At 36.3% G+C, this 20,800-nt stretch carries 23 protein-coding genes, 2 tRNA genes and 4 riboswitches; of the genes, 23 read left to right on the top strand and 2 right to left on the bottom strand.

Annotated elements, in window-relative coordinates; all coding sequences use genetic code 11:
• Positions 1-60: 60 nt before the first annotated feature.
• From CQZ94_RS13865 to CQZ94_RS13850, 4 genes are all read left to right on the top strand, one after another.
• Positions 61-135: transfer RNA gene (locus CQZ94_RS13865), tRNA-Asn, on the top strand.
• A gap of 1 nt (position 136) precedes the next feature.
• Positions 137-208, top strand: a tRNA-Glu gene (locus CQZ94_RS13860).
• Between the two features lie 131 nt (positions 209-339).
• A complete protein-coding gene (locus CQZ94_RS13855) occupies positions 340-759 on the top strand; it encodes a CBS domain-containing protein (RefSeq protein WP_105585858.1) in 420 nt (139 codons plus the stop codon).
• A 424-nt stretch (positions 760-1,183) separates the two neighbouring features.
• The gene (locus CQZ94_RS13850; protein WP_105585857.1) at positions 1,184-2,335 is read left to right on the top strand and encodes a DUF3965 domain-containing protein; all 1,152 of its coding nucleotides are present in this window, start codon (positions 1,184-1,186) and stop codon (positions 2,333-2,335) included.
• Positions 2,336-2,575: 240 nt separating this feature from the next.
• Here the strand turns inward: CQZ94_RS13850 and CQZ94_RS13840 are convergent, their stop codons facing one another.
• Together CQZ94_RS13840 and CQZ94_RS13835 are read right to left on the bottom strand one after the other, a co-directional pair.
• Positions 2,576-2,908: a hypothetical protein gene (locus CQZ94_RS13840; protein ID WP_105585855.1), complete on the bottom strand. Its 333-nt coding sequence runs from the start codon at positions 2,906-2,908 to the stop codon at positions 2,576-2,578.
• A 5-nt stretch (positions 2,909-2,913) separates the two neighbouring features.
• Positions 2,914-4,068 (bottom strand): SH3 domain-containing protein, encoded by a 1,155-nt coding sequence (locus CQZ94_RS13835; RefSeq protein WP_105585854.1) that lies wholly within the window; start codon positions 4,066-4,068, stop codon positions 2,914-2,916.
• 259 nt (positions 4,069-4,327) lie between these two features.
• Positions 4,328-4,440, top strand: a riboswitch (TPP riboswitch).
• Positions 4,441-4,500: 60 nt separating this feature from the next.
• A riboswitch (TPP riboswitch) is annotated at positions 4,501-4,603 on the top strand.
• A gap of 89 nt (positions 4,604-4,692) precedes the next feature.
• On the opposite strand from CQZ94_RS13835, the gene tenA reads away from it, so the two are divergent.
• The 19 genes from tenA (at position 4,693) to CQZ94_RS13735 (ending at position 20,729) form a co-directional block, all read left to right on the top strand.
• Entirely contained in the window at positions 4,693-5,388 is a 696-nt protein-coding gene (tenA, locus tag CQZ94_RS13830) for a thiaminase II (protein WP_105585853.1), read from the top strand.
• A complete protein-coding gene (locus CQZ94_RS13825) occupies positions 5,357-6,106 on the top strand; it encodes an ABC transporter ATP-binding protein (protein ID WP_105585852.1) in 750 nt (249 codons plus the stop codon). Before tenA ends, CQZ94_RS13825 begins: the two co-directional genes overlap by 32 nt.
• Positions 6,106-6,858, top strand: a complete 753-nt coding sequence (locus CQZ94_RS13820) for an ABC transporter permease (RefSeq protein WP_105585864.1) — start codon at positions 6,106-6,108, stop codon at positions 6,856-6,858. Before CQZ94_RS13825 ends, CQZ94_RS13820 begins: the two co-directional genes overlap by 1 nt.
• Positions 6,855-7,856 (top strand): ABC transporter substrate-binding protein, encoded by a 1,002-nt coding sequence (locus CQZ94_RS13815; protein ID WP_105585851.1) that lies wholly within the window; start codon positions 6,855-6,857, stop codon positions 7,854-7,856. Before CQZ94_RS13820 ends, CQZ94_RS13815 begins: the two co-directional genes overlap by 4 nt.
• A 10-nt stretch (positions 7,857-7,866) precedes the next feature.
• Complete coding sequence (gene tenI / locus CQZ94_RS13810; protein WP_105585850.1) at positions 7,867-8,487, top strand: thiazole tautomerase TenI; 621 nt, start codon at positions 7,867-7,869, stop codon at positions 8,485-8,487.
• Positions 8,480-9,589, top strand: a complete 1,110-nt coding sequence (gene thiO / locus CQZ94_RS13805; protein WP_105585849.1) for a glycine oxidase ThiO — start codon at positions 8,480-8,482, stop codon at positions 9,587-9,589. Before tenI ends, thiO begins: the two co-directional genes overlap by 8 nt.
• Before the next feature lie 15 nt (positions 9,590-9,604).
• Positions 9,605-9,808 (top strand): sulfur carrier protein ThiS, encoded by a 204-nt coding sequence (gene thiS, locus CQZ94_RS13800; RefSeq protein ID WP_105585848.1) that lies wholly within the window; start codon positions 9,605-9,607, stop codon positions 9,806-9,808.
• Between the two features lie 2 nt (positions 9,809-9,810).
• Entirely contained in the window at positions 9,811-10,581 is a 771-nt protein-coding gene (thiG, locus tag CQZ94_RS13795; protein ID WP_105585847.1) for a thiazole synthase, read from the top strand.
• Complete coding sequence (locus CQZ94_RS13790; protein ID WP_105585846.1) at positions 10,574-11,593, top strand: thiazole biosynthesis adenylyltransferase ThiF; 1,020 nt, start codon at positions 10,574-10,576, stop codon at positions 11,591-11,593. The genes thiG and CQZ94_RS13790 overlap by 8 nt, the downstream gene beginning before the upstream one ends.
• Before the next feature lie 15 nt (positions 11,594-11,608).
• Entirely contained in the window at positions 11,609-12,421 is an 813-nt protein-coding gene (gene thiD, locus CQZ94_RS13785; protein WP_105585845.1) for a bifunctional hydroxymethylpyrimidine kinase/phosphomethylpyrimidine kinase, read from the top strand.
• An 85-nt stretch (positions 12,422-12,506) separates the two neighbouring features.
• Positions 12,507-12,654, top strand: a riboswitch (cyclic di-AMP (ydaO/yuaA leader).
• 93 nt (positions 12,655-12,747) lie between these two features.
• The gene (locus tag CQZ94_RS13780; protein WP_142395836.1) at positions 12,748-13,134 is read left to right on the top strand and encodes a hypothetical protein; all 387 of its coding nucleotides are present in this window, start codon (positions 12,748-12,750) and stop codon (positions 13,132-13,134) included.
• Positions 13,135-13,150: 16 nt separating this feature from the next.
• Positions 13,151-13,381 (top strand): hypothetical protein, encoded by a 231-nt coding sequence (locus CQZ94_RS13775; RefSeq protein WP_071679177.1) that lies wholly within the window; start codon positions 13,151-13,153, stop codon positions 13,379-13,381.
• A gap of 261 nt (positions 13,382-13,642) precedes the next feature.
• A riboswitch (cyclic di-AMP (ydaO/yuaA leader) is annotated at positions 13,643-13,788 on the top strand.
• Between the two features lie 95 nt (positions 13,789-13,883).
• A complete protein-coding gene (locus tag CQZ94_RS13765) occupies positions 13,884-13,988 on the top strand; it encodes a SipW-dependent-type signal peptide-containing protein (RefSeq protein ID WP_000887889.1) in 105 nt (34 codons plus the stop codon).
• Entirely contained in the window at positions 13,985-14,065 is an 81-nt protein-coding gene (gene kdpF / locus CQZ94_RS13760) for a K(+)-transporting ATPase subunit F (RefSeq protein ID WP_000972378.1), read from the top strand. Before CQZ94_RS13765 ends, kdpF begins: the two co-directional genes overlap by 4 nt.
• Positions 14,066-14,084: 19 nt before the next feature.
• Positions 14,085-15,752 (top strand): potassium-transporting ATPase subunit KdpA, encoded by a 1,668-nt coding sequence (gene kdpA / locus CQZ94_RS13755; protein WP_105585841.1) that lies wholly within the window; start codon positions 14,085-14,087, stop codon positions 15,750-15,752.
• A 13-nt stretch (positions 15,753-15,765) separates the two neighbouring features.
• A complete protein-coding gene (gene kdpB, locus CQZ94_RS13750) occupies positions 15,766-17,856 on the top strand; it encodes a potassium-transporting ATPase subunit KdpB (protein WP_142395835.1) in 2,091 nt (696 codons plus the stop codon).
• Positions 17,857-17,873: 17 nt separating this feature from the next.
• Positions 17,874-18,455, top strand: a complete 582-nt coding sequence (kdpC, locus tag CQZ94_RS13745; protein WP_105585839.1) for a K(+)-transporting ATPase subunit C — start codon at positions 17,874-17,876, stop codon at positions 18,453-18,455.
• Positions 18,456-18,511: 56 nt separating this feature from the next.
• Positions 18,512-19,666 (top strand): KdpD-like non-kinase potassium sensor, encoded by a 1,155-nt coding sequence (kdpDN, locus tag CQZ94_RS13740; RefSeq protein WP_105585838.1) that lies wholly within the window; start codon positions 18,512-18,514, stop codon positions 19,664-19,666.
• 208 nt (positions 19,667-19,874) lie between these two features.
• Complete coding sequence (locus CQZ94_RS13735; protein ID WP_105585837.1) at positions 19,875-20,729, top strand: patatin-like phospholipase family protein; 855 nt, start codon at positions 19,875-19,877, stop codon at positions 20,727-20,729.
• Positions 20,730-20,800: the final 71 nt, after the last annotated feature.

Here is a 20,800-nt window from a genome sequence, read left to right as displayed (position 1 = left end):
GCGCACGCCTGATAAGCGTGAGGTCGATGGTTCGAGTCCATTTAGGCCCACCATAATTATTCCGCAGTAGCTCAGTGGTAGAGCTATCGGCTGTTAACCGATCGGTCGTAGGTTCGAGTCCTACCTGCGGAGCCATGGCCCGTTGGTCAAGTGGTTAAGACACCGCCCTTTCACGGCGGTAACACGGGTTCGAATCCCGTACGGGTCATAAAAAAAGAGTCAGCATATTGCTGACTCTTTTTTATTATGTATAAGCCTCTTTTTATCACCTTATTTTCCTGAAATAAATAAAGGGATTTAGGAAAAGCTATGGTATGTATTAAAAGGAGGAGATGAAAAATGACACAAGTTAGAGAACTTATGAGTACTCATATCGTACATTGTACACCATTAGACAATGTATATGAGGCAGCTTTAAAAATGAAGGAAGAATCGGTTGGATTGATTCCTGTTATTGAAAATAAACAAGTTGTGGGGCTTGTTACTGATCGAGACTTAGTTGTTCGTGGGATTGCTGAAAAACATCCTGGATCTAATCAAATTACAAATGTAATGACAACAAACATTGTTTCAGTTTCTCCAAATGATTCTATTGAAAAAGCTACAGAATTAATGGCACAATATCAAATTAGACGGTTACCGGTAGTTGAGAGCGGTCAACTTGTTGGGATGCTAGCACTAGGTGATTTAGCTATAAGAAAATCAGCAGATGATCAAGCAGGGTTTGCTTTAAGTGAAATCTCAGAGCATACGGAATAAATTATGTATAAAGATCAGATACATTATTCTAGTATATACGGATTAAACTAATATGTTAGCGTGATGTATCTGAGACATTATATAATAAGTATAGAGTCAATATTTTTGACAGTTTTTTCAAATTTGTCATTCCTAATTTTTAATAAGAGAAAAAATGATATACTGAGAGATATAAGTATTATGATAGGTTTTGAATATAACAATATTTATTTTTAGTGTTGTAATAATGAATTAATATTTCCTACGTAGATAAAGTGAAACTTTAATTATTGGGGGTTTTGTCCATCCCCCAATGATTATTAGTTGAACCAATCGGGCTTTTACGGGCAATTTTATCTCCCACCTAACTTCCTCGCATTCACTGAATTTTGAGGTGGGAGTCTTACTGCCCGTTAATGCGGGATAAAAAGGGAAGGGGAATTATATGAGGGCTGTACAGGGCGATCCAAATTGGAATTTGGTTACAGATACATATATAGAACCAAATAATTTCGCTGAGTTATTTTCTTTGCTTGTACCTTGTCATCCAAAAGGTGAAGGGAAAGAGCGAACTATATTAGTATGGAAAGAAAAAGAATTTTATAAAGAAGAAAATTTAGCGGCATTTATCGTATATGGCATGAATAAAGTAAAGAATTTACCGCAGTTTCATAAAGATGGAATTCCAACTCTAGTACGTATTCTTCGTTTATGTCAAGAGATTGGTTGGTATGAAGAGGCAAATGCTTTTATGATAACCCAAGGGCTAGATGAATTTGTCCAAACTTCATTGGAGTATGAAACATGGGATCTTTTGACGAAAGCAGTTGCTTTAAACTATTTAATTATTAAATATCGTATTGGTGAATTAACAGCTGAGGATGTAGAAATTTGGAATCGAGTTAAATTTAATGAGAAATGTATAACAGATTGCAAACATCTATTATCTCATAAAGAAGTATTGGAATTTACATTCTTTTATATATGTAAGCGAGCGAAAACACTATCAAAAGAGCAATTAAATAGTGATATGATGAGTCTGGCAATGTATTGTAATACTTTTGTGTATGATTTATATACACATGACTTATTACGAAAGTATCGTAAGTGTACAGACTTCCTATCATATTATGGACCTAGTCAAGCAGTTTTAGCTTGTCAAAGAGCTGTACTTTCACAAATTTCCGATCGATTAGACCCTTTAAAGACAACTCATGTAGATGATTATTTATATGTGATGAAAGAAATGATGGAGCATATGACGATAGGGGTAATGGATCGGTATGGTCATTTTATTGGAAAGTTACTATCATATGTACCATTTTTCGAAATGATCCAAGTTCCACAGCATGCATATTATTGTGAAGAATTACTGTATATTTGTAAGGGAATTGAATACAAAGAAGAAATACTACGCAATTATATATTTATACAATTACATGATTGTTTACCATCATTCTTTAAACTATTTCTTAAAAATAAGCGTTATGCAACGATTCATGATATTCTTTTCTATTGGTGCGACGATGAACAAAGAATGAGCCTAGAGAAAAAATATAATCTTAGTTTTATTTATGAAAAATATGCTTGTGGATAAACCGTATTTTACATATTAAAAATTAATATAAATTAAAAAGGATCTCAAGTTTATGTGAGATCCTTTTTTGTTAGTAAAACAAGGAGAAAGTAACTAAGATAAGAAATAACATTCCATAAAGGAGAAATTGTGCAGTATAACTTCCTTGTATACCAAAAAAAGTATTCATTTTTTCATATAAATTCAATATATATTTCATTGGATTATCTTTGAAAGATTGGTACACAGTGTCTCCTCTTTCTAAGCTTCTTGTTCATGTTTTTGGTTATTAGGAACATGAATGTATCTAGCTATGAATAATAAAACACCTATAAGGAATACAGGAAGTACGGTAGATAAATAAAAACCATTACTAATTATATTTGTTATAAGAGCACTCAAAAGAAAAATTGCATTATAAATATGGGCAATTCTTTGTTTTAGCCGCATTTGTAATGCTTCCATAATGATTTCTAAAGCAACAAAAGCAATAATAATAGATAAAAATACAATGTTCGTATTATAAATGATTAAACAACAGATTAAACCTAAAAAGGCCAGGTATTCAATAAATAGAGGTATATTGCGTGGCATATAATTTACCTAACTAAATATGGCAGTGGGTTTACTGCATTTGTTTTTTCAAAATTCCATTCTCCATTATGTAATTCGAAATGGAGATGTTGCCCGTATGAATGACCTGTGTTTCCCATATGACCTACTAATTGTCCAGTTTGTACTTGATCACCAGCTTGTACAGTGCGATCCTTCATATGAGCATAAACTGTTGTATATAATTTCCCATTTATTTGATGGGCGATGAACACGACATTGCCGTAGCTAGCCGAATAATAAGATTTCACAACTTTACCTGCAGCAGCAGCTTGAATAGAGACATTTCCTTGTGCTGCTATACCATAATGCATTTGCTCCCAGCGCATATCAAAAGTGGAGCTGATTTTCCCTTGAGTAGGGAATTTGAAAACTGCTGGAATTGATGCAGGTTGAGCTGTTTTAGCTTGTGCTTGATTTTGATTTTGCACTACATAGTGTTTTGCTACATATCCGTATCCTGTGCCAAAACGAATTTTATACCAAGTACCTACCGTTTCTACTACTTGTACTTGTGTACCATTTTGTAATGAGCCAAGTAGAGTGCTACTTGTACTAGCATTGCTACGTACATTTAATTTTGGTGTTGCAACAGTATAAGAAGGAGAACCTTGTACAGTTACACCTTTTACTAGAGGTGTGGATCCATTAGATACAAATGTTTTTTGTACGTATCCAATTTGACCGTTATGTAATATTTTGTACCAATCCCCTTGTTCACCTTGGATGGTAATGAATTGACCATTTGGTAATATATCTAGAATAGAAGACTCTGTATTAGGTTCAGAACGAACGTTTAATGCGTTCGCATTTACGATATACTGATTACTAGGACGAACATTTTTTTTGAATAGAATTGCATCTTTTTTCATATAGCCTGTTTTGTTGTTAACAGATACTTTATACCAATCTTGAGTTGTCTCAAGAATAGTAACCGGGCTATTAAATCGAATGTTATCAATTATTGCACTATCTGCATGGTTATTTTGATGTAATGCAACGTTGTCAATTTTTACATATCCAGTTTTTACTTTAGATGATTGCTTAGCAGCAGCTGTTTGTATATCGGATTCTCCCATAGAAGGAAGTACCGAAGCAATTGCGATAGTAGTTGCTGTTAAAGCTGTAGCTTTCATATTCATGTAATAAAGACCTCCTCTAGTTGTATAGTTGTAATTTTATTATAGTATAAAGATATAATATAGTGGTCGTATTCACATAAATGTAATATGAAATCAATAAAAATAATGTTAGAAGAGAGATTCGTATATAAATATTGTATATATCATTTGTGGAGTTGCATTTATATTTGTTTAACATGCTAATATTTAATGGGCAATTGAGAAAATTAAAATAGTTGATGATGACTTATGACAATGTTATACTGACAGTGATAATTTTATAGTTTGCTAGGAGAGCTGGTGTTGCCAGCTGAGAGTAAGACCTTAAGTCTTTGATCCTTTTCATTACCTGATCTAGATTATGCTAGCGTAGGGAAGCAATTCGGACACTAATAATGAGTCCCCGTTTCTTTGCGTATAGAAACGGGGCTTTTTTATTTGAAAATTTCATATTGAAACCACTAGGGGTGCTTGATGTGCTGAGAGAGGACTAATCCTTAACCCTTACAGACCTGATCTAGGTAATACTAGCGAAGGGAAGTGGAACAACGAATAAATTATAATTTTATTTGTTGTAACCACTTCTTATATACAGAAGTGGTTTTTTTATTGAGATAAATAGATATATAGGAAGGGGAATTATTAATGAAATTTTGTGAAAGATTATATGATACGGTGCAGCCTGTTTGGGAGAAAAGTCATAATCATCCGTTTGTAGTAGGTATGGGGGATGGTACGTTGGAAAAAGATAAATTCCAGTACTATATTATTCAAGATTATTTATATTTGTTAGATTATGCAAAGCTATATGCAATTGGAGTTGTAAAGGCAACGAATCCACAGGTTATGGCAAAGTTTGCAGAGCAAATTGATGGGATTTTAAATGGTGAAATGACGATTCATAAACAGTATGCAAAAAGACTTGGCATTTCTGCGCAAGAGATGGAATCTGCGAAACCATCTGCTAAAAATTTAGCCTATACAAATTACATGATGTCTGTATCTCAAAATGGCACGCTTGCAGAATTAATATCAGCTTTACTTCCATGTATGTGGAGCTATTGGGAGATTGGAAAGCGTTTAAATGATATTCCTGGAGCAAGAGATCATGAGTTCTTTGGAGAGTGGATTCAAGGATATAGTTCTGAAGAATACGGTAACCTTTGTATTTGGTTAATAGATTTATTAAATGAAATGGCAGTTGGAAAGTCAGAGAAAGAACTAGACCGATTAGAGGAGATTTTCTTATATTCCAGCCGATTTGAATATTTATTCTGGGATATGGCTTATCGTAAGGAGATGTGGGGTTTTGAGGAGCAAGAACATACTACAGTTTCATAATGTTTCCTTTCATTATGATGAGAAACCAATCATCGATGAATTAAATGCTTCTATACAAGAGAAAGAGTTTGTAAGCATTATCGGACCGAGTGGATGCGGGAAAAGTACTTTATTTCGCCTTATTACAGGCTTAGAAGAGGTAAGTACTGGACAGATAGAGCTGACAGAAACAAAGAATCATTCTGTAGGGTATATGCCTCAAAAAGATATGTTCTTGCCGTGGAGGACGATTATTGAGAATGCGGCTTTACCGCTAGAGTGCCAAGGTGTGCAGAAGAAAGAAGCACAAGTAAAAGCGAAAGAACTGTTACATAAATTTGGTTTACAAGGGTACGAGAAAAAATATCCGAAAGATTTATCTGGTGGTATGAGACAACGCGTATCTTTTATCCGAACTTTATTAACAGGCGGGGAGATATTATTGTTAGATGAACCGTTTAGTGCATTGGACGCTTTAACGAAGGCATCTTTGCAAGAATGGTTGTTCGAACAATGGAAAGAGTGGGAAAAAACAATTTTATTTATCACTCATGATGTTGAAGAAGCATTGTTTCTTTCTAATCGAATTTTGGTTGTAGAAAATCAACCGATAGCAACTTTAACTGAGCGAATTGTGCCGCTTGATCGTAACCGAACAAGAAAAGATTTATATAAGCCTGAAGTGTTAGCGCTTAAAGAAGAGCTCCTTAGTATGTTACAAAGGCAGGTACTTGTATGATGAATCGTTTGAAGGAGCTATTACCTGCCCTAACAGTAAGTGGAATTTTACTTGCTCTATGGGAAGTAGGAGCAAGAATTGTAGATGAGATGTACATTTTGCCATCACCTTCTGCAATTGTAATGAAGATATGGGCGCTGAAAGATATATTATTTACGGTTCATTTACCTGCAACGTTGTACGTCGTTTTAATAGGCGTTGTTATTTCTATCGTACTGGGCGTAGGGCTAGCAATGTTAATGAATGCGAGTACGTGGATGGAAAGAGCATTTTATCCATTATTAATAGCTTCACAAACAATCCCGATTACAGCACTTGCGCCACTATTTGTTTTATGGTTTGGATATACCATTTGGAGCAAGGTTGTTGTCACAGTTTTAATTACATTTTTCCCAATTGCGGTAAATACGTATGATGGACTGCGTAGTACGAATAAAGAATGGGAGGAGCTCTTAGTTACGTATGGTGCAACGAAAAAAGATATTTTTCTAAAGCTAAAATTGCCATCTGCTCTTCCTTACTTTTTCTCAGCGTTAAAAATTGCAGTTCCGCTTGGTGTTATCGGGGCAGCAATTGGAGAATGGCTCGGTGCACAAGCTGGACTTGGATATTTCAGTAAAAGAATGATGACGCAGTTAGACGGAGCTGGTGTATTTGCACCAATTGTATTGTTATCATTATTAGCTATTTTCTTCGTCATACTTGTTTCGATATTAGAAAAGAAATTTATTAGTTGGAGGAAACATTCATGAAATTATTAAAACGCATCTTTGTGTTTACATTATTAGTTGCAATGATTGCAGGATGTTCGAGTAACTCGGCATCGGATAAGAATAAATCAGAAAAAGAAATAACAGTAATGCTTGATTGGTACCCCAATGCGGTACATAGCTTTATTTATACGGCAATTGAAAAAGGATACTTTAAAGAAGAAGGAGTCAAGGTGAATATTAAATTCCCTTCTAATCCGACTGATCCATTAACGCTAGCGGCAGCAGGGAAAGTGACAGTTGGTTTGTATTATCAACCAGATGTTGTCATGGCAAAAGCAAATGAACAAATTCCAGTGAAATCAATTGGAGCTGTCGTACGTTCGCCGTTAAATCATGTTGTATCGCTGAAATCAACAGGTATTAAGTCACCTAAAGACTTAGAAGGAAAAACAGTTGGATATTCTGGAACACCATTAAGTGAAGCATATTTAAAAACGATGGTAAAAGAAGATGGTGGTAATCCAGATACAGTAAAAGTAGTCGATGTTGGATTCGATTTAGTACCAGCGTTAATTACGAAAAAAGTGGATGCTGTAACAGGAGCATACATTAACCATGAAGTACCTGTCATGCGTCATGAGGGCCATGAACCAGCGTACTTTAATCCAGCTGATTACGGTGTGCCGAATTATCATGAGCTTGTGTTTGTAACAGGTGATAAAACTTTGAAAAAGGATAAAGAAGCATTACAGGCCTTTTTACGTGGTGCGAAAAAAGGATATGATTTCATGAAGAAAAATCCAGATGAAGCATTAAATATTTTATTAAATCATCAAGAAAAAGAAAACTTCCCACTTGTACCAGAAGTTGAAAAAGAAAGTATGAAAATTTTATTAGAGAAGATGGAAACGAAAGATGAGCCATTCTTATCAGATTCAAAAGAGTCATGGGAGAAACAAAATAAATGGCTGAAAGAAAAAGGAATGACGAAAGAGATCGTTCCAGCCGATGAATTATTCGAAAACATTTTAAAGTAGGCGAATGAATATGAAAAATGAGCTCCATGTAATCTCAAATGGTCACATGCCATTCGAAGAGTTAGTGAATGTAGCGATGCAAATTGAGAGTGAGATTGATTATTTGTATATTCGTGAGCGTGAGAAAAGTACGAAGGAATTGTATGAAGGTGTGGAAAGTCTTTTGGGGAAAGGCTTTCCGGCATCGAAGATAGTGATAAATGATCGAATTGATATTGCTATTCTATTAAATATTCCGCGTGTGCAGCTAGGATATCGAAGCGCAGATGTAAGGTCGGTGAAAGAAAAGTTTTCTTATTTGCATGTTGGCTATTCAGTACATTCTTTAGATGAAGCGATAGTGGCATTTAAAAATGGAGCGGATTCACTCGTTTACGGTCATGTATTTCCAACGGCTTGTAAAAAGGATGTGCCAGCAAGAGGATTAGAAGAAATTGCTCATATGGCAAGATGTTTATCCATACCAATAACTGCAATTGGTGGAATCACTCCTGAAAATACAGGTGATGTTCTTGCAAATGGTGTAAGTGGCATTGCTGTTATGTCCGGGATTATAAGCAGTAGTAATCCGTATAGCAGAGCGAAATCTTATAAGGAATCAATAAGAAAGTGGGCGGAAAAACATGTGTAAGAAGTATGATGTAGCGATTATTGGCGGAGGTGTAATTGGTAGTTCAGTTGCACACTTTCTAGCAGAAAGAGGGCATAAAGTAGCGATTGTAGAGAAGCAAAGAATCGCATCTGAAGCTTCGAAAGCAGCTGCTGGTTTGCTCGGTGTTCAGGCAGAATGGGATGAATATGATCCGTTGTTTGAGCTTGCTAGAGAAAGCCGTGCTATATTTCCACAACTTGCAGAAGTTTTGCGTGAAAAGACAGGCATCGATATTGGGTATGAAGAAAAAGGTATTTATCGCATTGCCCAAAATGAAGAGGAGAAGGAAAGAATTCTTCATATTATGGATTGGCAACAGAAAACAGGTGAAGATTCCTATTTTCTAACGGGGGATCGTTTGCGGGAAAAAGAACCGTTTCTTTCCAAGTCAATTATAGGGGCTGTATATTACCCAAAAGACGGTCACGTTATTGCGCCAGAGCTTACGAAAGCATTCGCACACTCAGCAGCATTTTCTGGAGCTGACATATATGAACAAACAGAAGTATTTGATATTCGAATTGAAAATGATACAGTGACTGGGATTGTTACGAGCGAAGGCATCATCACATGCGAAAAAGTCGTTATTGCTGAAGGGTCATGGAGTACGAAATTACTACATTACTTCCATAGTGATTGGGGCACATATCCAGTTAAAGGAGAAGTGGTTGCAGTAAGAAGTAGGAAGCCGCTATTGAAAGCTCCTATTTTCCAAGAAAGATTTTATATCGCCCCAAAGCGCGGTGGGCGTTACGTAATTGGAGCAACGATGAAGCCTCATACGTTCAATAAAACTGTACAACCAGAAAGTATTACTTCCATATTAGAGCGTGCTTATACAATATTACCTGCTTTAAAAGAAGCAGAATGGGAAAGCACATGGGCAGGATTAAGGCCACAATCAAATCATGAAGCTCCTTATATGGGAGAGCATGAAGAAATAAAAGGTTTATATGCTTGTACGGGCCATTATCGAAACGGCATTTTATTAAGTCCTGTTTCAGGTCAGTATATGGCTGATTTAATAGAAGGAAAGCAGGAGAATCACTTGCTAGATTCATTGCTTTCTAAAACGGTTTAGAAAGGGGATGGAAGTTTGAATTTAAAAATTAATGGTAACCAAGTTGAAGTACCAGAGAGTGTAAAAACAGTAGCTGGGTTACTTACACATTTAGAGTTAGATAACAGAATTGTTGTAGTAGAACGTAATAAAGATATTTTACAAAAAGATGATCATAACGATACATCTGTTTTTGATGGAGACCAAATTGAGATTGTAACTTTCGTAGGAGGCGGTTGATTATGTTAAACATTGGACCATTTTCATTTCATTCTAGACTTTTATTAGGAACAGGGAAATTCTCTGATTTTGATGTGCAGCAAAAGGCAATTGATGTTTCTGAAGCTGAAATTTTAACATTTGCAGTACGTCGTATGGATATATTTGATGCAAAGCAGCCTAATTTATTAGAGAAACTAGATGTAAAAAAATATACGTTATTACCGAATACAGCAGGAGCAAAAAATGCTGAAGAAGCTGTTCGTATTGCAAAATTAGCAAAAGCTTCTGGGCTTTGTGACATGATAAAAGTAGAAGTTATTGGTGATGATAAAACGTTATTACCTGATCCAGTAGAAACATTGAAAGCATCTGAAATGTTACTGGAAGAAGGATTTATTGTACTTCCGTATACATCTGATGATGTTGTATTAGCACGTAAATTACAAGAACTTGGCGTACACGCGGTTATGCCAGGAGCATCACCAATCGGATCAGGACTTGGCATTGTAAATCCATTAAATTTAAGCTTCATTATTGAACAAGCGACAGTACCAGTTATCGTTGACGCTGGTATTGGTAGTCCAGCTGATGCGGCATTTGCAATGGAATTAGGAGCAGATGGCGTGTTATTAAATACGGCTGTATCAGGAGCAAAAGATCCTATTAAGATGGCATCCGCAATGAAATTAAGTATTGAGGCAGGCCGTTTAGGGTTTGAAGCAGGTCGTATTGCACGCAAGCGCTGCGCAACTGCAAGTAGTCCTTTAGAAGGAATGAGCGTAGTTGAATAATCGATATTCTCGCCAAGAACTATTTTCTCCAATCGGGGAAGAAGGACAACAAAAGATAAGTGAAAAGCATGTACTTATTATCGGTGCAGGTGCATTAGGTAGTGCAAATGCAGAAATGTTTGTAAGAGCAGGTGTTGGCAAGGTAACAATTGTTGACCGTGATTATGTAGATTGGAGTAATTTACAAAGACAACAATTGTATGCAGAAAGCGATGTAGAGAATAATCTTCCGAAAGCTGTAGCGGCAAAGAAACGTCTAGAAGAGATTAATAGTGAAGTAAGAATAGAAGCTCTCGTTCAAGATGTAACGGCTGAAGAATTAGAAGAACTCGTTACAAACGTTGATGTAATGATTGATGCGACTGACAATTTTGAAACACGTTTCATCGTTAATGATATATCGCAAAAATATTCTATTCCGTGGATTTACGGAGCGTGTGTAGGTAGTTACGGCCTTTCTTACACAATTCTTCCTGGTAAAACGCCATGTTTATCTTGTTTGTTACAATCAATTCCGCTTGGCGGAGCGACGTGTGATACAGCGGGGATTATATCGCCTGCTGTATCTCTTGTCGTTTCTCATCAAGTAACGGAAACACTTAAACTGTTAGTAGAAGATTACGAATCACTTCGAGATGGACTTGTGTCATTTGATGTATGGAAGAATGAATATTCATGTATGAATGTGCAAAAACTTCGTAAGCATAATTGTCCATCGTGCGGTGAGAATGCGTTATATCCATATTTAAATAAAGAAAATACATCGAAAACAGCAGTTTTATGCGGGAGGAATACAGTTCAAATTAGACCACCGTATAAAGAGGAAATCGATTTTGAACAATATAAAAAACTGCTGAATGGTCGCGTGAATGATTTGAATGTAAACCCATATTTATTATCATTTTCTGTTGAAGAAAAGAGATTAGTTGCCTTCAAAGATGGGCGTGTGCTTGTACATGGAACGAAAGATATAAGTGAAGCGAAAACAATTTATCATCGCTATTTTGGATAGAAGAGGATGAGAGAGATGAAAGTGAATAAGGCTTTAACGATTGCAGGATCTGATAGCGGAGGCGGTGCTGGAATTCAAGCAGATTTAAAAACGTTCCAAGAGCTTGGTGTGTATGGAATGACAGCTATTACAGCAATTACTGCTCAAAATACGCTTGGCGTTCAAGGGGTATATCCTGTTTCTTTAGAAGGAATTACGGAACAGCTGAATTCAATTGGTACGGATTTAACACCAGATGCTGTGAAACTAGGGATGCTATTTAGTAGTGAAATTATTCAAATTGTTGCAGAACATATTAAGAAATTTGGCTGGAATAATATTGTACTAGATCCTGTTATGATTGCTAAAGGTGGTGCGTCATTATTACAAGAAGAAGCAGTACAAGCATTAAAGGAATATTTATTACCAGTAGCAACTGTTGTAACACCGAATGTTCCGGAGGCAGAAGTGCTAACTGGGATGGGGATTCAAAATATAGAAGATAGTAAAGAAGCTGCGAAAGTATTGCACGAATTAGGGGCTAAATATGTTCTTATGAAGGGCGGACATGCAGAATATCAAGGTAATGAAGTAATTGATTTACTCTTTGATGGAGAAGAGTTTATTGAATTTAGAAGTGAACGAATTCCTTCGAAGCAAACGCACGGAAGCGGATGTACATTCGCCTCTGCAGTTACAGCAGGACTTGCTAAAGGATATTCAATCGAAGAAGCAGTTCAAGAGGCAAAACAATTTATTAGTATAGCGATTGAAGAGCCGTTGAATATTGGAAGCGGTCATGGACCAACGAATCATTTTGCATATAAGATGAATAATACACGTGTATAAAGACATGAGAAGCCAGTTTGTTAACTGGCTTTTTTTATGTTTACTTTTTCCAAATACAGGAGTAATATATCAGCCAGAATACATTTTTTGTAATACGCTGAGTCCAATTGTATGGAGCGGAGGAACCAATTTGTGCGTCGTCACTAGGGGTGAATCTTTCAATTTTGAAAGTAGGGCTACTCTCAAAGTCCGAATCCGACAGCTAACTTCGTAAGCGTTTTGAGAGAGGACGGTGCCCTGATGGATACATCACTTTATCGGTCTGATTAGTATAGGAGAATATCAATCTATGTTTGAGTTCTTTTATGCTAAGGAGGATGAGGTACATGGAATTAACGCTTATTTGTGTTGGAGAAGAAAATAAGATAAAGAGTTTAAGAGAGCTAGTAGCAGTTCAGCATGAGTTAATTATTTTTACAGCAAATGAAGAGATAGCAGCTCAAGTTAGAAATTGTGGATTTGATTCGACTTATAGCTGTAATAAGGAGCAGGATTTTACTAGTATTTGCGAGCGGATTAAGAAAGTAATTTTATTAGGAGATGAGCTTCCGATAGTTAGCTTTTTCACAGAACGCATTCGTTTTTCTTTTCAAGCGCCTATTACTGTTGTTACAAAGAATAAACGCTATCCAGCCAGGCTCTATGAAACAATTGGAGCTAAATTTGTAGTGTTTACGAACTGTGATAATATTTCTTTTTTATTTTTTGAATAGGACGGGGGAAACGAAGATGAAGGTATTGTTACTAGGAGATATAGCGAATCGTTGGGTGGTATCGGTAGAACGAGTTCAAGAATTGGTAGTGCTCGATCCTATTTTTCCAAGGCCATATATAATATTGCCATCGAAAGATGCTTTATATTTAAAAACAGATATTATTGAATATGAGCAGCTACATGCAGAACTGTCACAGGTTTATATTCGTGGAAGAAATTTACGTGCATTTCTACGGGGAGAATAAAAGTTGAATGAAAAGAGAGCGAATGCTGAGTGCAACAAGCTATGCACCTCATGTCATTCGCTCTTTTTATTTCATATTTAAAAGATCATTTCTATGAAAAAGAAAGAAAAGACAAGAAAATAGATGAAAGAACATTAATAATACCCAATGTAAGCGTTTAAACGGCAGAATATTTTCTTATTTTAAGTAATTCACCTCTTTACAAGTTAAATATAGAGGAGTATATTTACTCTCATAAATCATTCATAAAATTTCCAAAAAAACCTAAAATCGCTGAGTTCCAGAAATGGAGCGGGGGAACCAATTTTGTGCATCGTCACTTGGGGTGAATCTTTCAGTTTTGAAAGTAGGGCTACTCTTTAGGCCCGAATCCGACAGCTAACCTCGTAAGCGTTTAGAGAGGAGGTTTACTTTGTGTTGTTCACTTCGAACACTAAGTAGAGCTTAGTGTTCTTTTTTTGATGAGTAAATGTAAAATTTTAACAAAAAGTGAGGGGTAGCTATGTTAGATGTTGTAATGATCGGGATATTTGTTGTATTAGTTGCATCGATGGCAAGCCTGGCCAGTTGGTCAGATAAAGTTGTGAAAGAAGGGAAGCAATCATGATGATTGCCTTATCGGTTATTGTTGCAGCGATTACGGTGTACTTAGTGTACGCATTATTAAATCCAGAAAAGTTTTAATTAGGGGGAATCATTCATTATGATTTGGGTTGCAGTCGTTATTACAATGCTCTTGTTTATTTTAGTAGCAAAGCCAACGGGGATTTATTTAGAGAAAGCTTTTCAAGGTAGCAAAATGCTAGATAAAGTATTCGGGCCTTTTGAAAAACTTATTTTTAAAATTACGGGTGTAAAAGCATACAATCAAACGTGGAAACAGTACGCATTATCATTAGTTTTACTCAATGGATTCATGATTGTTGTCGTATATTTCATTTTCAGATTACAAGGTGTGCTGCCGCTAAACCCAGCACATATTGAAGGAATGGAGCCTACGCTCGCTTTTAATACAGCGATTAGTTTTATGGCTGATACAAACTTACAGCATTATAGCGGTGAAAATGGTTTATCTTATTTATCACAATTAGTCGGGATTACATTTTTAATGTTTGCGGCACCAGCAACGACGTTAGCACTCGTTATGGCGTTTATAAGAGGACTCGCTGGAAAAGAACTTGGTAACTTTTTCGTTGATTTTACGAGAGCTTTAACGAGAGTTTTTCTTCCTATCGCATTTATTGCGGCGTTAGTCTTTGTCGCACTTGGTGTACCACAAACGTTAGACGGGGCAGTTACAGCACAAACAATTGATGGTGCGAAGCAAAGTATTTTACGTGGTCCAGTTGCATCATTGGTTTCCATTAAGGAACTTGGAAATAACGGCGGTGGATTTTTCGGGGCAAACTCTACACATCCTTTTGAAAATCCAGGACAAATGAGTAATATTTTGCAAATGATGCTTATGATGTTATTGCCAACAGCACTACCATTTACGTACGGACGAATGGTAGGAAATAAAAAACAAGGACGTATCCTTTTCGTTTCACTATTTATGGTGTTTTTACTAGGGTTTATAACGATTACTACAGCTGAATTAAATGGGAATCCAGCGTTAAATGGAATGGGTATCGAACATGTACAAGGAAGTACAGAAGGAAAAGAAGTACGATTTGGAACAGTATTTTCTTCACTATACGCAACAGTAACGACAGCTGCTGAAACAGGGGCTGTTAATACGATGCATGATACGTTAACACCGATTGGTGGGTTAGTTCCACTCGTAAATATGATGTTAAATACAGTATATGGCGGCGTTGGAGCAGGTTTTGTGAACATTATTATGTATGCGATTATTGCAGTCTTTATATCTGGGTTAATGGTTGGACGGACACCAGAGTTTTTAGGTAAGAAAATTGAAGGGAAGGAAATGAAATTAATTGCGGTAACGATTTTATTTCATCCATTGCTTATTTTAGGATTTTCAGCATTAGCTCTTTCAACAAGTTTAGGAACGGATGCAATTTCTCATTCAGGTTTCCACGGTTTAACGCAAGTTGTATATGAGTATACATCGTCAGCTGCGAATAACGGATCTGGATTTGAAGGTTTAGCAGATAATACACCGTTTTGGAATATTACGACTGGTTTAGTTATGTTTTTAGGACGCTATTTCAGTTTAATTACGATGTTGGCTGTTGCAGCTTCACTGAAAGAGAAGACGGTAGTACCAGAAACAGTCGGAACGTTCCGTACGGATAATAGTTTATTTGGTGGCATCTTCATCGGAACGATTGTAATTGTCGGTGCATTAACATTCTTCCCGATGTTAGTACTCGGCCCGATTGCAGAATTTCTTACATTGAAGTAATGGAGGGTAAATGATGAGACCGGTAGTAGTAAAAGAAAAACAAGTGAATGAGTCACAAATACATGTTGTAGAAGATGAGGTTAGACAAGCGAAAACGATGGATCGTGATATCGTGACACATGCGATGAAACAATCCTTTGCAAAATTGAATCCGAAAGTAATGATAAAAAATCCTATTATGTTCGTTGTGGAAATTGGATTTATAATAACGTTACTTTTATCCTTTCTTCCAAGTAGCTCTAGTAGTGTACCAGGGTGGTTTAATATAACAGTTTCTCTCATTCTATTATTTACAGTTTTATTTGCTAACTTTGCAGAAGCGTTAGCTGAAGGTCGTGGTAAAGCGCAAGCAGATTCTTTAAAACAATCGAAAAAAGATGTATTTGCAAATGTTGTAAAAGAAAATGGAGATATTGTTCAAGTTTCAGCAACTGATCTGAGAAAAGGTGACGTTGTTATTGTAAAACAAGGAGAAATGATTCCGAACGATGGTGAAGTAATTAAAGGATTAGCGTCTGTAGATGAATCTGCAATAACAGGAGAATCAGCTCCTGTTATAAAAGAAGCAGGTGGAGATTTTTGTTCAGTAACTGGCGGTACGATGGTCGTAAGTGATGAGATTACAATTGTCATTACGAGTAACCCTGGTGAATCATTTATCGATAAAATGATTTCTTTAGTAGAAGGAGCTGCTCGTCAAAAAACGCCGAATGAGATTGCTTTAAATACAGTATTAACGAGTTTAACGCTTATTTTCTTAATCGTTGTTGTGACGTTGCCGATTTTTACAAATTATTTAGGGTTTCAAATTGATACAGCTGTACTTGTAGCGTTGTTAGTTTGTTTAATTCCAACGACAATTGGTGGGCTATTATCAGCGATTGGTATTGCTGGGATGGACCGTGTGACAAAGTTTAATGTGCTAGCAATGTCAGGGAAAGCAGTAGAAGCTGCGGGTGATATTAATACAATTATTTTAGATAAAACAGGTACGATTACTTTCGGGAACCGTATGGCACATACACTGCTTCCTGTAGGAAATGAAACGATTGAGCAAGTAGGAAAATGGGCTGCGATTAGCTCAGTTTTAGATGAAACACCAGAAGGTCGATCAGTTATAGAATATGTACAAACGAAATCTATATCATATAGTAGAGAACTTGCAGAACAAGGTGAATTTGTTCCATTTAAAGCAGAAACGAGAATGAGCGGTGTTGATTTACAGGATGGAACGAAAGTGAGAAAAGGTGCTGTTGGTGCTGTGATTGAATGGGTTCAATCACAAGGCGGAACGATTCCGAAAGATGTGAATCAAAAAGCAGATTTAATTTCAAAAGAGGGCGGGACACCACTTGTAGTTGCAGTGGATGATCGTATTTACGGTTTAATTTATTTAAAGGATACAGTAAAACCTGGTATGCGTGAGCGTTTTGAACAATTGCGCCAAATGGGAATTAAAACGGTTATGTGTACAGGGGATAACCCATTAACGGCAGCAACAATTGCAAAGGAAGCAGGGGTAGATGAATTCGTTGCCGAGTGTAAACCAGAAGATAAAATTGCGGTTATTAAAGCAGAGCAAGATAAAGGGAAACTTGTAGCGATGACAGGTGATGGTACAAATGATGCCCCGGCATTAGCGCAAGCTGACGTTGGATTAGCGATGAATAGTGGTACGACAGCTGCAAAAGAAGCAGCAAATATGATTGATTTAGATTCGAATCCAACGAAAATTATTGAGGTTGTAGGAATCGGTAAGCAATTGTTAATGACACGCGGTGCGTTAACGACGTTTAGTATTGCGAATGATATTGCGAAATATTTTGCTATCATTCCAGCGATGTTTACATTAGCAATTCCGCAAATGGAAGCATTAAACATTATGAAATTAACATCACCGCTTTCAGCAATCTTATCAGCATTAATATTTAATGCAGTTATTATTCCGTTACTCATTCCGTTAGCGATGAAAGGTATTGCGTATAAACCAATGAGTTCTAATGCACTACTTAGTCGAAACTTACTCATTTACGGACTTGGCGGAGTGATCGTTCCGTTCATTGGAATTAAAGTAATTGATATGATTGTCGGCTTGTTCATATAAGGAAGAGGGGAAAAAAGATGGCGAAAAAACAAAGTATACTTTCACCAATTATTCGTATTACTTTTACATTTCTAGTCTTGTGTGGCCTTGTATACCCGCTTATTGTAACTGGTATTGCGCAAGCGGTAATGAAGGATAATGCGGATGGAAGTCTTATATATAATGATAAAGATGAAATAGTTGGTTCAAAATTAATCGGTCAAAATTTCACAGACCCACGTTATTTTCATGGACGTGTCTCTAGTATAGAATATAAAGCAGAAGCATCTGGTTCAAATAACTATGCACCGTCTGATCCAGATTTAGCAAAACGAGTTGAGAAAAGTATTGAAGACTGGAAGAAACAAAATCCAACCATTCCAGTTACAGAAGTACCGATAGATTTAGTGACGAATTCGGGTTCAGGGCTTGATCCTGACATTAGTCCAAAAGCGGCTTCTGTGCAGGTAGATCGCATCTCGAAATTAACGAATATTCCGAAAGAAAAGCTGGATCAATTGATTAAGGATCAAACGGAAGGTGCTGCACTTGGCTTGTTTGGAGAAGATCGCGTGAACGTCTTAAAGTTAAATTTAGAATTACAGAAATTAATGAAATAGTAACAGTGCTACCTCAATCTAACGGATTGAGGTAGTGTTGTTTCGAAAGAAAGGTTGTGAGTGTTTTGTATGCGGATGACTATAAACCGACGTTTCAAAGGCGAACACCAGAAGAGTATTTAGAATACATTCGTCAACAAAATCGTGGGAAGTTAAAGCTATATGTAGGAGCGGCTCCAGGAGTAGGAAAAAGTTATAAAATGCTATTTGATGCAAGAGAGATGAAAAAAGACGGTATTGATATTGTAGTTGGTTTAATTGAAACACACGGTAGAAAAGAGACGGAAGAAGCAATTGCTGATTTAGAAAAAGTTCCTTTAAAAGAAATAGATTATAAAGGAAAAGTATTTTATGAACTTGATGTAGAAGGAATTATAAAGCGGGCACCACAAATTGTTGTTGTGGATGAACTTGCGCATAGTAATATTCCCGGGTCGAAAAATAAGAAACGTTACATGGATGTGCAGGAATTGTTAGATGCCGGTATATCTGTATTATCAGCATTTAATATTCAACATTTAGAAAGCGTTCACGACATTGTAGCTCAAATTACGAATGTAAAAGTACGAGAACGAATTCCGGATTTTATTTTGCAAAAAGCAAATGAAATTCAGCTTGTTGATGCAACGCCCGAGGTATTAAGGAAGAGATTAATAGATGGAAAGATATATAAAGAGGAAAAAATTCAACAAAGCTTACAAAATTTCTTTACGCTTAACAATTTAGGGGCACTACGGGAATTATCGCTTCGCGAAGTTGCAGATGATATGGATGAGAAAATTAGCCAAACTGTTATAGAACCGATCGGTGTGAAAGAAAAAATTCTCGTTTGTGTACAATACAGTTCAACAGCAGAGAAATTAATAAGACGGGGATGGCGCATGGCAGATCGGTTAAACGCTGAAATGTATGTCTTAAACGTAGAAAGGGAAAATATAGATTCTATTTCAGCAGGGAAAAAGCAAACAATTGAAGAGTGGAAATCGCTAACGAATCAATTTGATGCGAGCTTTGTGTTAGAAGAGGCGAAAGGAAGAAAGCCAGCGGATGTTATTATTGAAGTCGCGAAAAGACTACAAGTGACGCAGGTTTTACTCGGGCAATCGGCAAGAACACGATGGGAAGAAATTCGAAAAGGTTCTATTGTAAACGAAATTATGAGGCAAACGAAGTATATTGATATTCATATTGTTGCTGATCAGAGGGCGTAAAATAGAGACCACCTTTCAGGTAGTCTCTATTTTACTTTTTGTACAGTATGAAAATTTAATGTTTTTATTGTGTATCAGACTAGTGGAAGAAAAAATTTTTCAAGCCTTTTGAATATAGTTTCTGAAAGAACTCATATATAATAGAAAAAGATACTTAACATAGTGAACAATTAAAGAGTCAATATATATAGAAAGAGGAGAGAGTAACATGCTTGAAAATACGGGTTTAGTATTAGAAGGCGGAGGTATGCGCGGTGTATATACTGGTGGGATTCTAGAATACTTTATGGAACAAGATTTGTATTTTCCATATGTAATCGGTGTATCAGCTGGTGCTTGTCACGCAGCGTCGTATCTTTCCAGACAAAGAAATAGAAATAAGACAGTAAATATTGATTATGCATCACATCCGCAATATTTATCGTATAAAAACTTGTGGAAAAAGCGTCAATTATTTGATATGGATTTCATTTTTCATGAAATTCCAGAAAAACATGTCCCATTTGATTTTGACACATACTTTAATAGTCCAGAGCGTTTCCTTGTAGGAACAACAGATTGTGAAACAGGACAACCTGTTTATTTTGAAAAAGAGGGAACGAATGATGATGCGTTAAATTTATTGCAAGCGTCTAGTTCATTGCCTTTCATTGCACCAGCAGTAAATTACCGAGGTAAGCAATTGTTAGATGGCGGGATTTCAGATCCGATTCCAGTTCGTAAAGCACAGGAAGATGGATTTGAAAAATCAGTCGTTATTTTAACGAGAAATCATGGTTATGCGAAGAAAAAATCAAAATTTGGTTGGGTTGCAGCGAAAGCTTATAAAAAATATCCAAACCTTGTGAATACGATGTTGACGCGTTATGAAGTGTATAATGAAACACTTCACTACATTGAAAAAGAAGAACAAGCGGGTAATTTATTTGTTATCAGACCAGAAGTTCCGCTTCAAGTAGATCGTATGGAAAAAGATACAGCAAAACTACAAAATCTATATGAGCAAGGCTATGAAGATGCAAAGAGACAATTTGCAGATTTGCAGGCGTTCTTGCAAAAATAAGTATTAGGCTGTGGATAAGAATTTCTCTGCAGTCTTTTTTATTTATGAAAAAATCCCTCTTTATGAGGGAT

Source organism: Bacillus sp. MYb209 (assembly GCF_002975175.1).
Classification (GTDB): Bacteria; Bacillota; Bacilli; order Bacillales; family Bacillaceae_G; genus Bacillus_A.
This window is presented reverse-complemented; position numbering and strand designations above follow the sequence as displayed.

Coding starts and splice junctions, on each gene's coding strand:
- CQZ94_RS13855 (WP_105585858.1), top strand. CDS start 340: ATGACACAAGTTAGAGAACTTATGAGTACTCATATCGTACATTGTACA.
- CQZ94_RS13850 (WP_105585857.1), top strand. CDS start 1,184: ATGAGGGCTGTACAGGGCGATCCAAATTGGAATTTGGTTACAGATACA.
- CQZ94_RS13840 (WP_105585855.1), bottom strand. CDS start 2,908: ATGCCACGCAATATACCTCTATTTATTGAATACCTGGCCTTTTTAGGT.
- CQZ94_RS13835 (WP_105585854.1), bottom strand. CDS start 4,068: ATGAATATGAAAGCTACAGCTTTAACAGCAACTACTATCGCAATTGCT.
- tenA (WP_105585853.1), top strand. CDS start 4,693: ATGAAATTTTGTGAAAGATTATATGATACGGTGCAGCCTGTTTGGGAG.
- CQZ94_RS13820 (WP_105585864.1), top strand. CDS start 6,106: ATGAATCGTTTGAAGGAGCTATTACCTGCCCTAACAGTAAGTGGAATT.
- CQZ94_RS13815 (WP_105585851.1), top strand. CDS start 6,855: ATGAAATTATTAAAACGCATCTTTGTGTTTACATTATTAGTTGCAATG.
- tenI (WP_105585850.1), top strand. CDS start 7,867: ATGAAAAATGAGCTCCATGTAATCTCAAATGGTCACATGCCATTCGAA.
- thiO (WP_105585849.1), top strand. CDS start 8,480: ATGTGTAAGAAGTATGATGTAGCGATTATTGGCGGAGGTGTAATTGGT.
- thiG (WP_105585847.1), top strand. CDS start 9,811: ATGTTAAACATTGGACCATTTTCATTTCATTCTAGACTTTTATTAGGA.
- thiD (WP_105585845.1), top strand. CDS start 11,609: ATGAAAGTGAATAAGGCTTTAACGATTGCAGGATCTGATAGCGGAGGC.
- CQZ94_RS13780 (WP_142395836.1), top strand. CDS start 12,748: ATGGAATTAACGCTTATTTGTGTTGGAGAAGAAAATAAGATAAAGAGT.
- CQZ94_RS13775 (WP_071679177.1), top strand. CDS start 13,151: ATGAAGGTATTGTTACTAGGAGATATAGCGAATCGTTGGGTGGTATCG.
- CQZ94_RS13765 (WP_000887889.1), top strand. CDS start 13,884: ATGTTAGATGTTGTAATGATCGGGATATTTGTTGTATTAGTTGCATCG.
- kdpF (WP_000972378.1), top strand. CDS start 13,985: ATGATGATTGCCTTATCGGTTATTGTTGCAGCGATTACGGTGTACTTA.
- kdpA (WP_105585841.1), top strand. CDS start 14,085: ATGATTTGGGTTGCAGTCGTTATTACAATGCTCTTGTTTATTTTAGTA.
- kdpB (WP_142395835.1), top strand. CDS start 15,766: ATGAGACCGGTAGTAGTAAAAGAAAAACAAGTGAATGAGTCACAAATA.
- kdpC (WP_105585839.1), top strand. CDS start 17,874: ATGGCGAAAAAACAAAGTATACTTTCACCAATTATTCGTATTACTTTT.
- CQZ94_RS13735 (WP_105585837.1), top strand. CDS start 19,875: ATGCTTGAAAATACGGGTTTAGTATTAGAAGGCGGAGGTATGCGCGGT.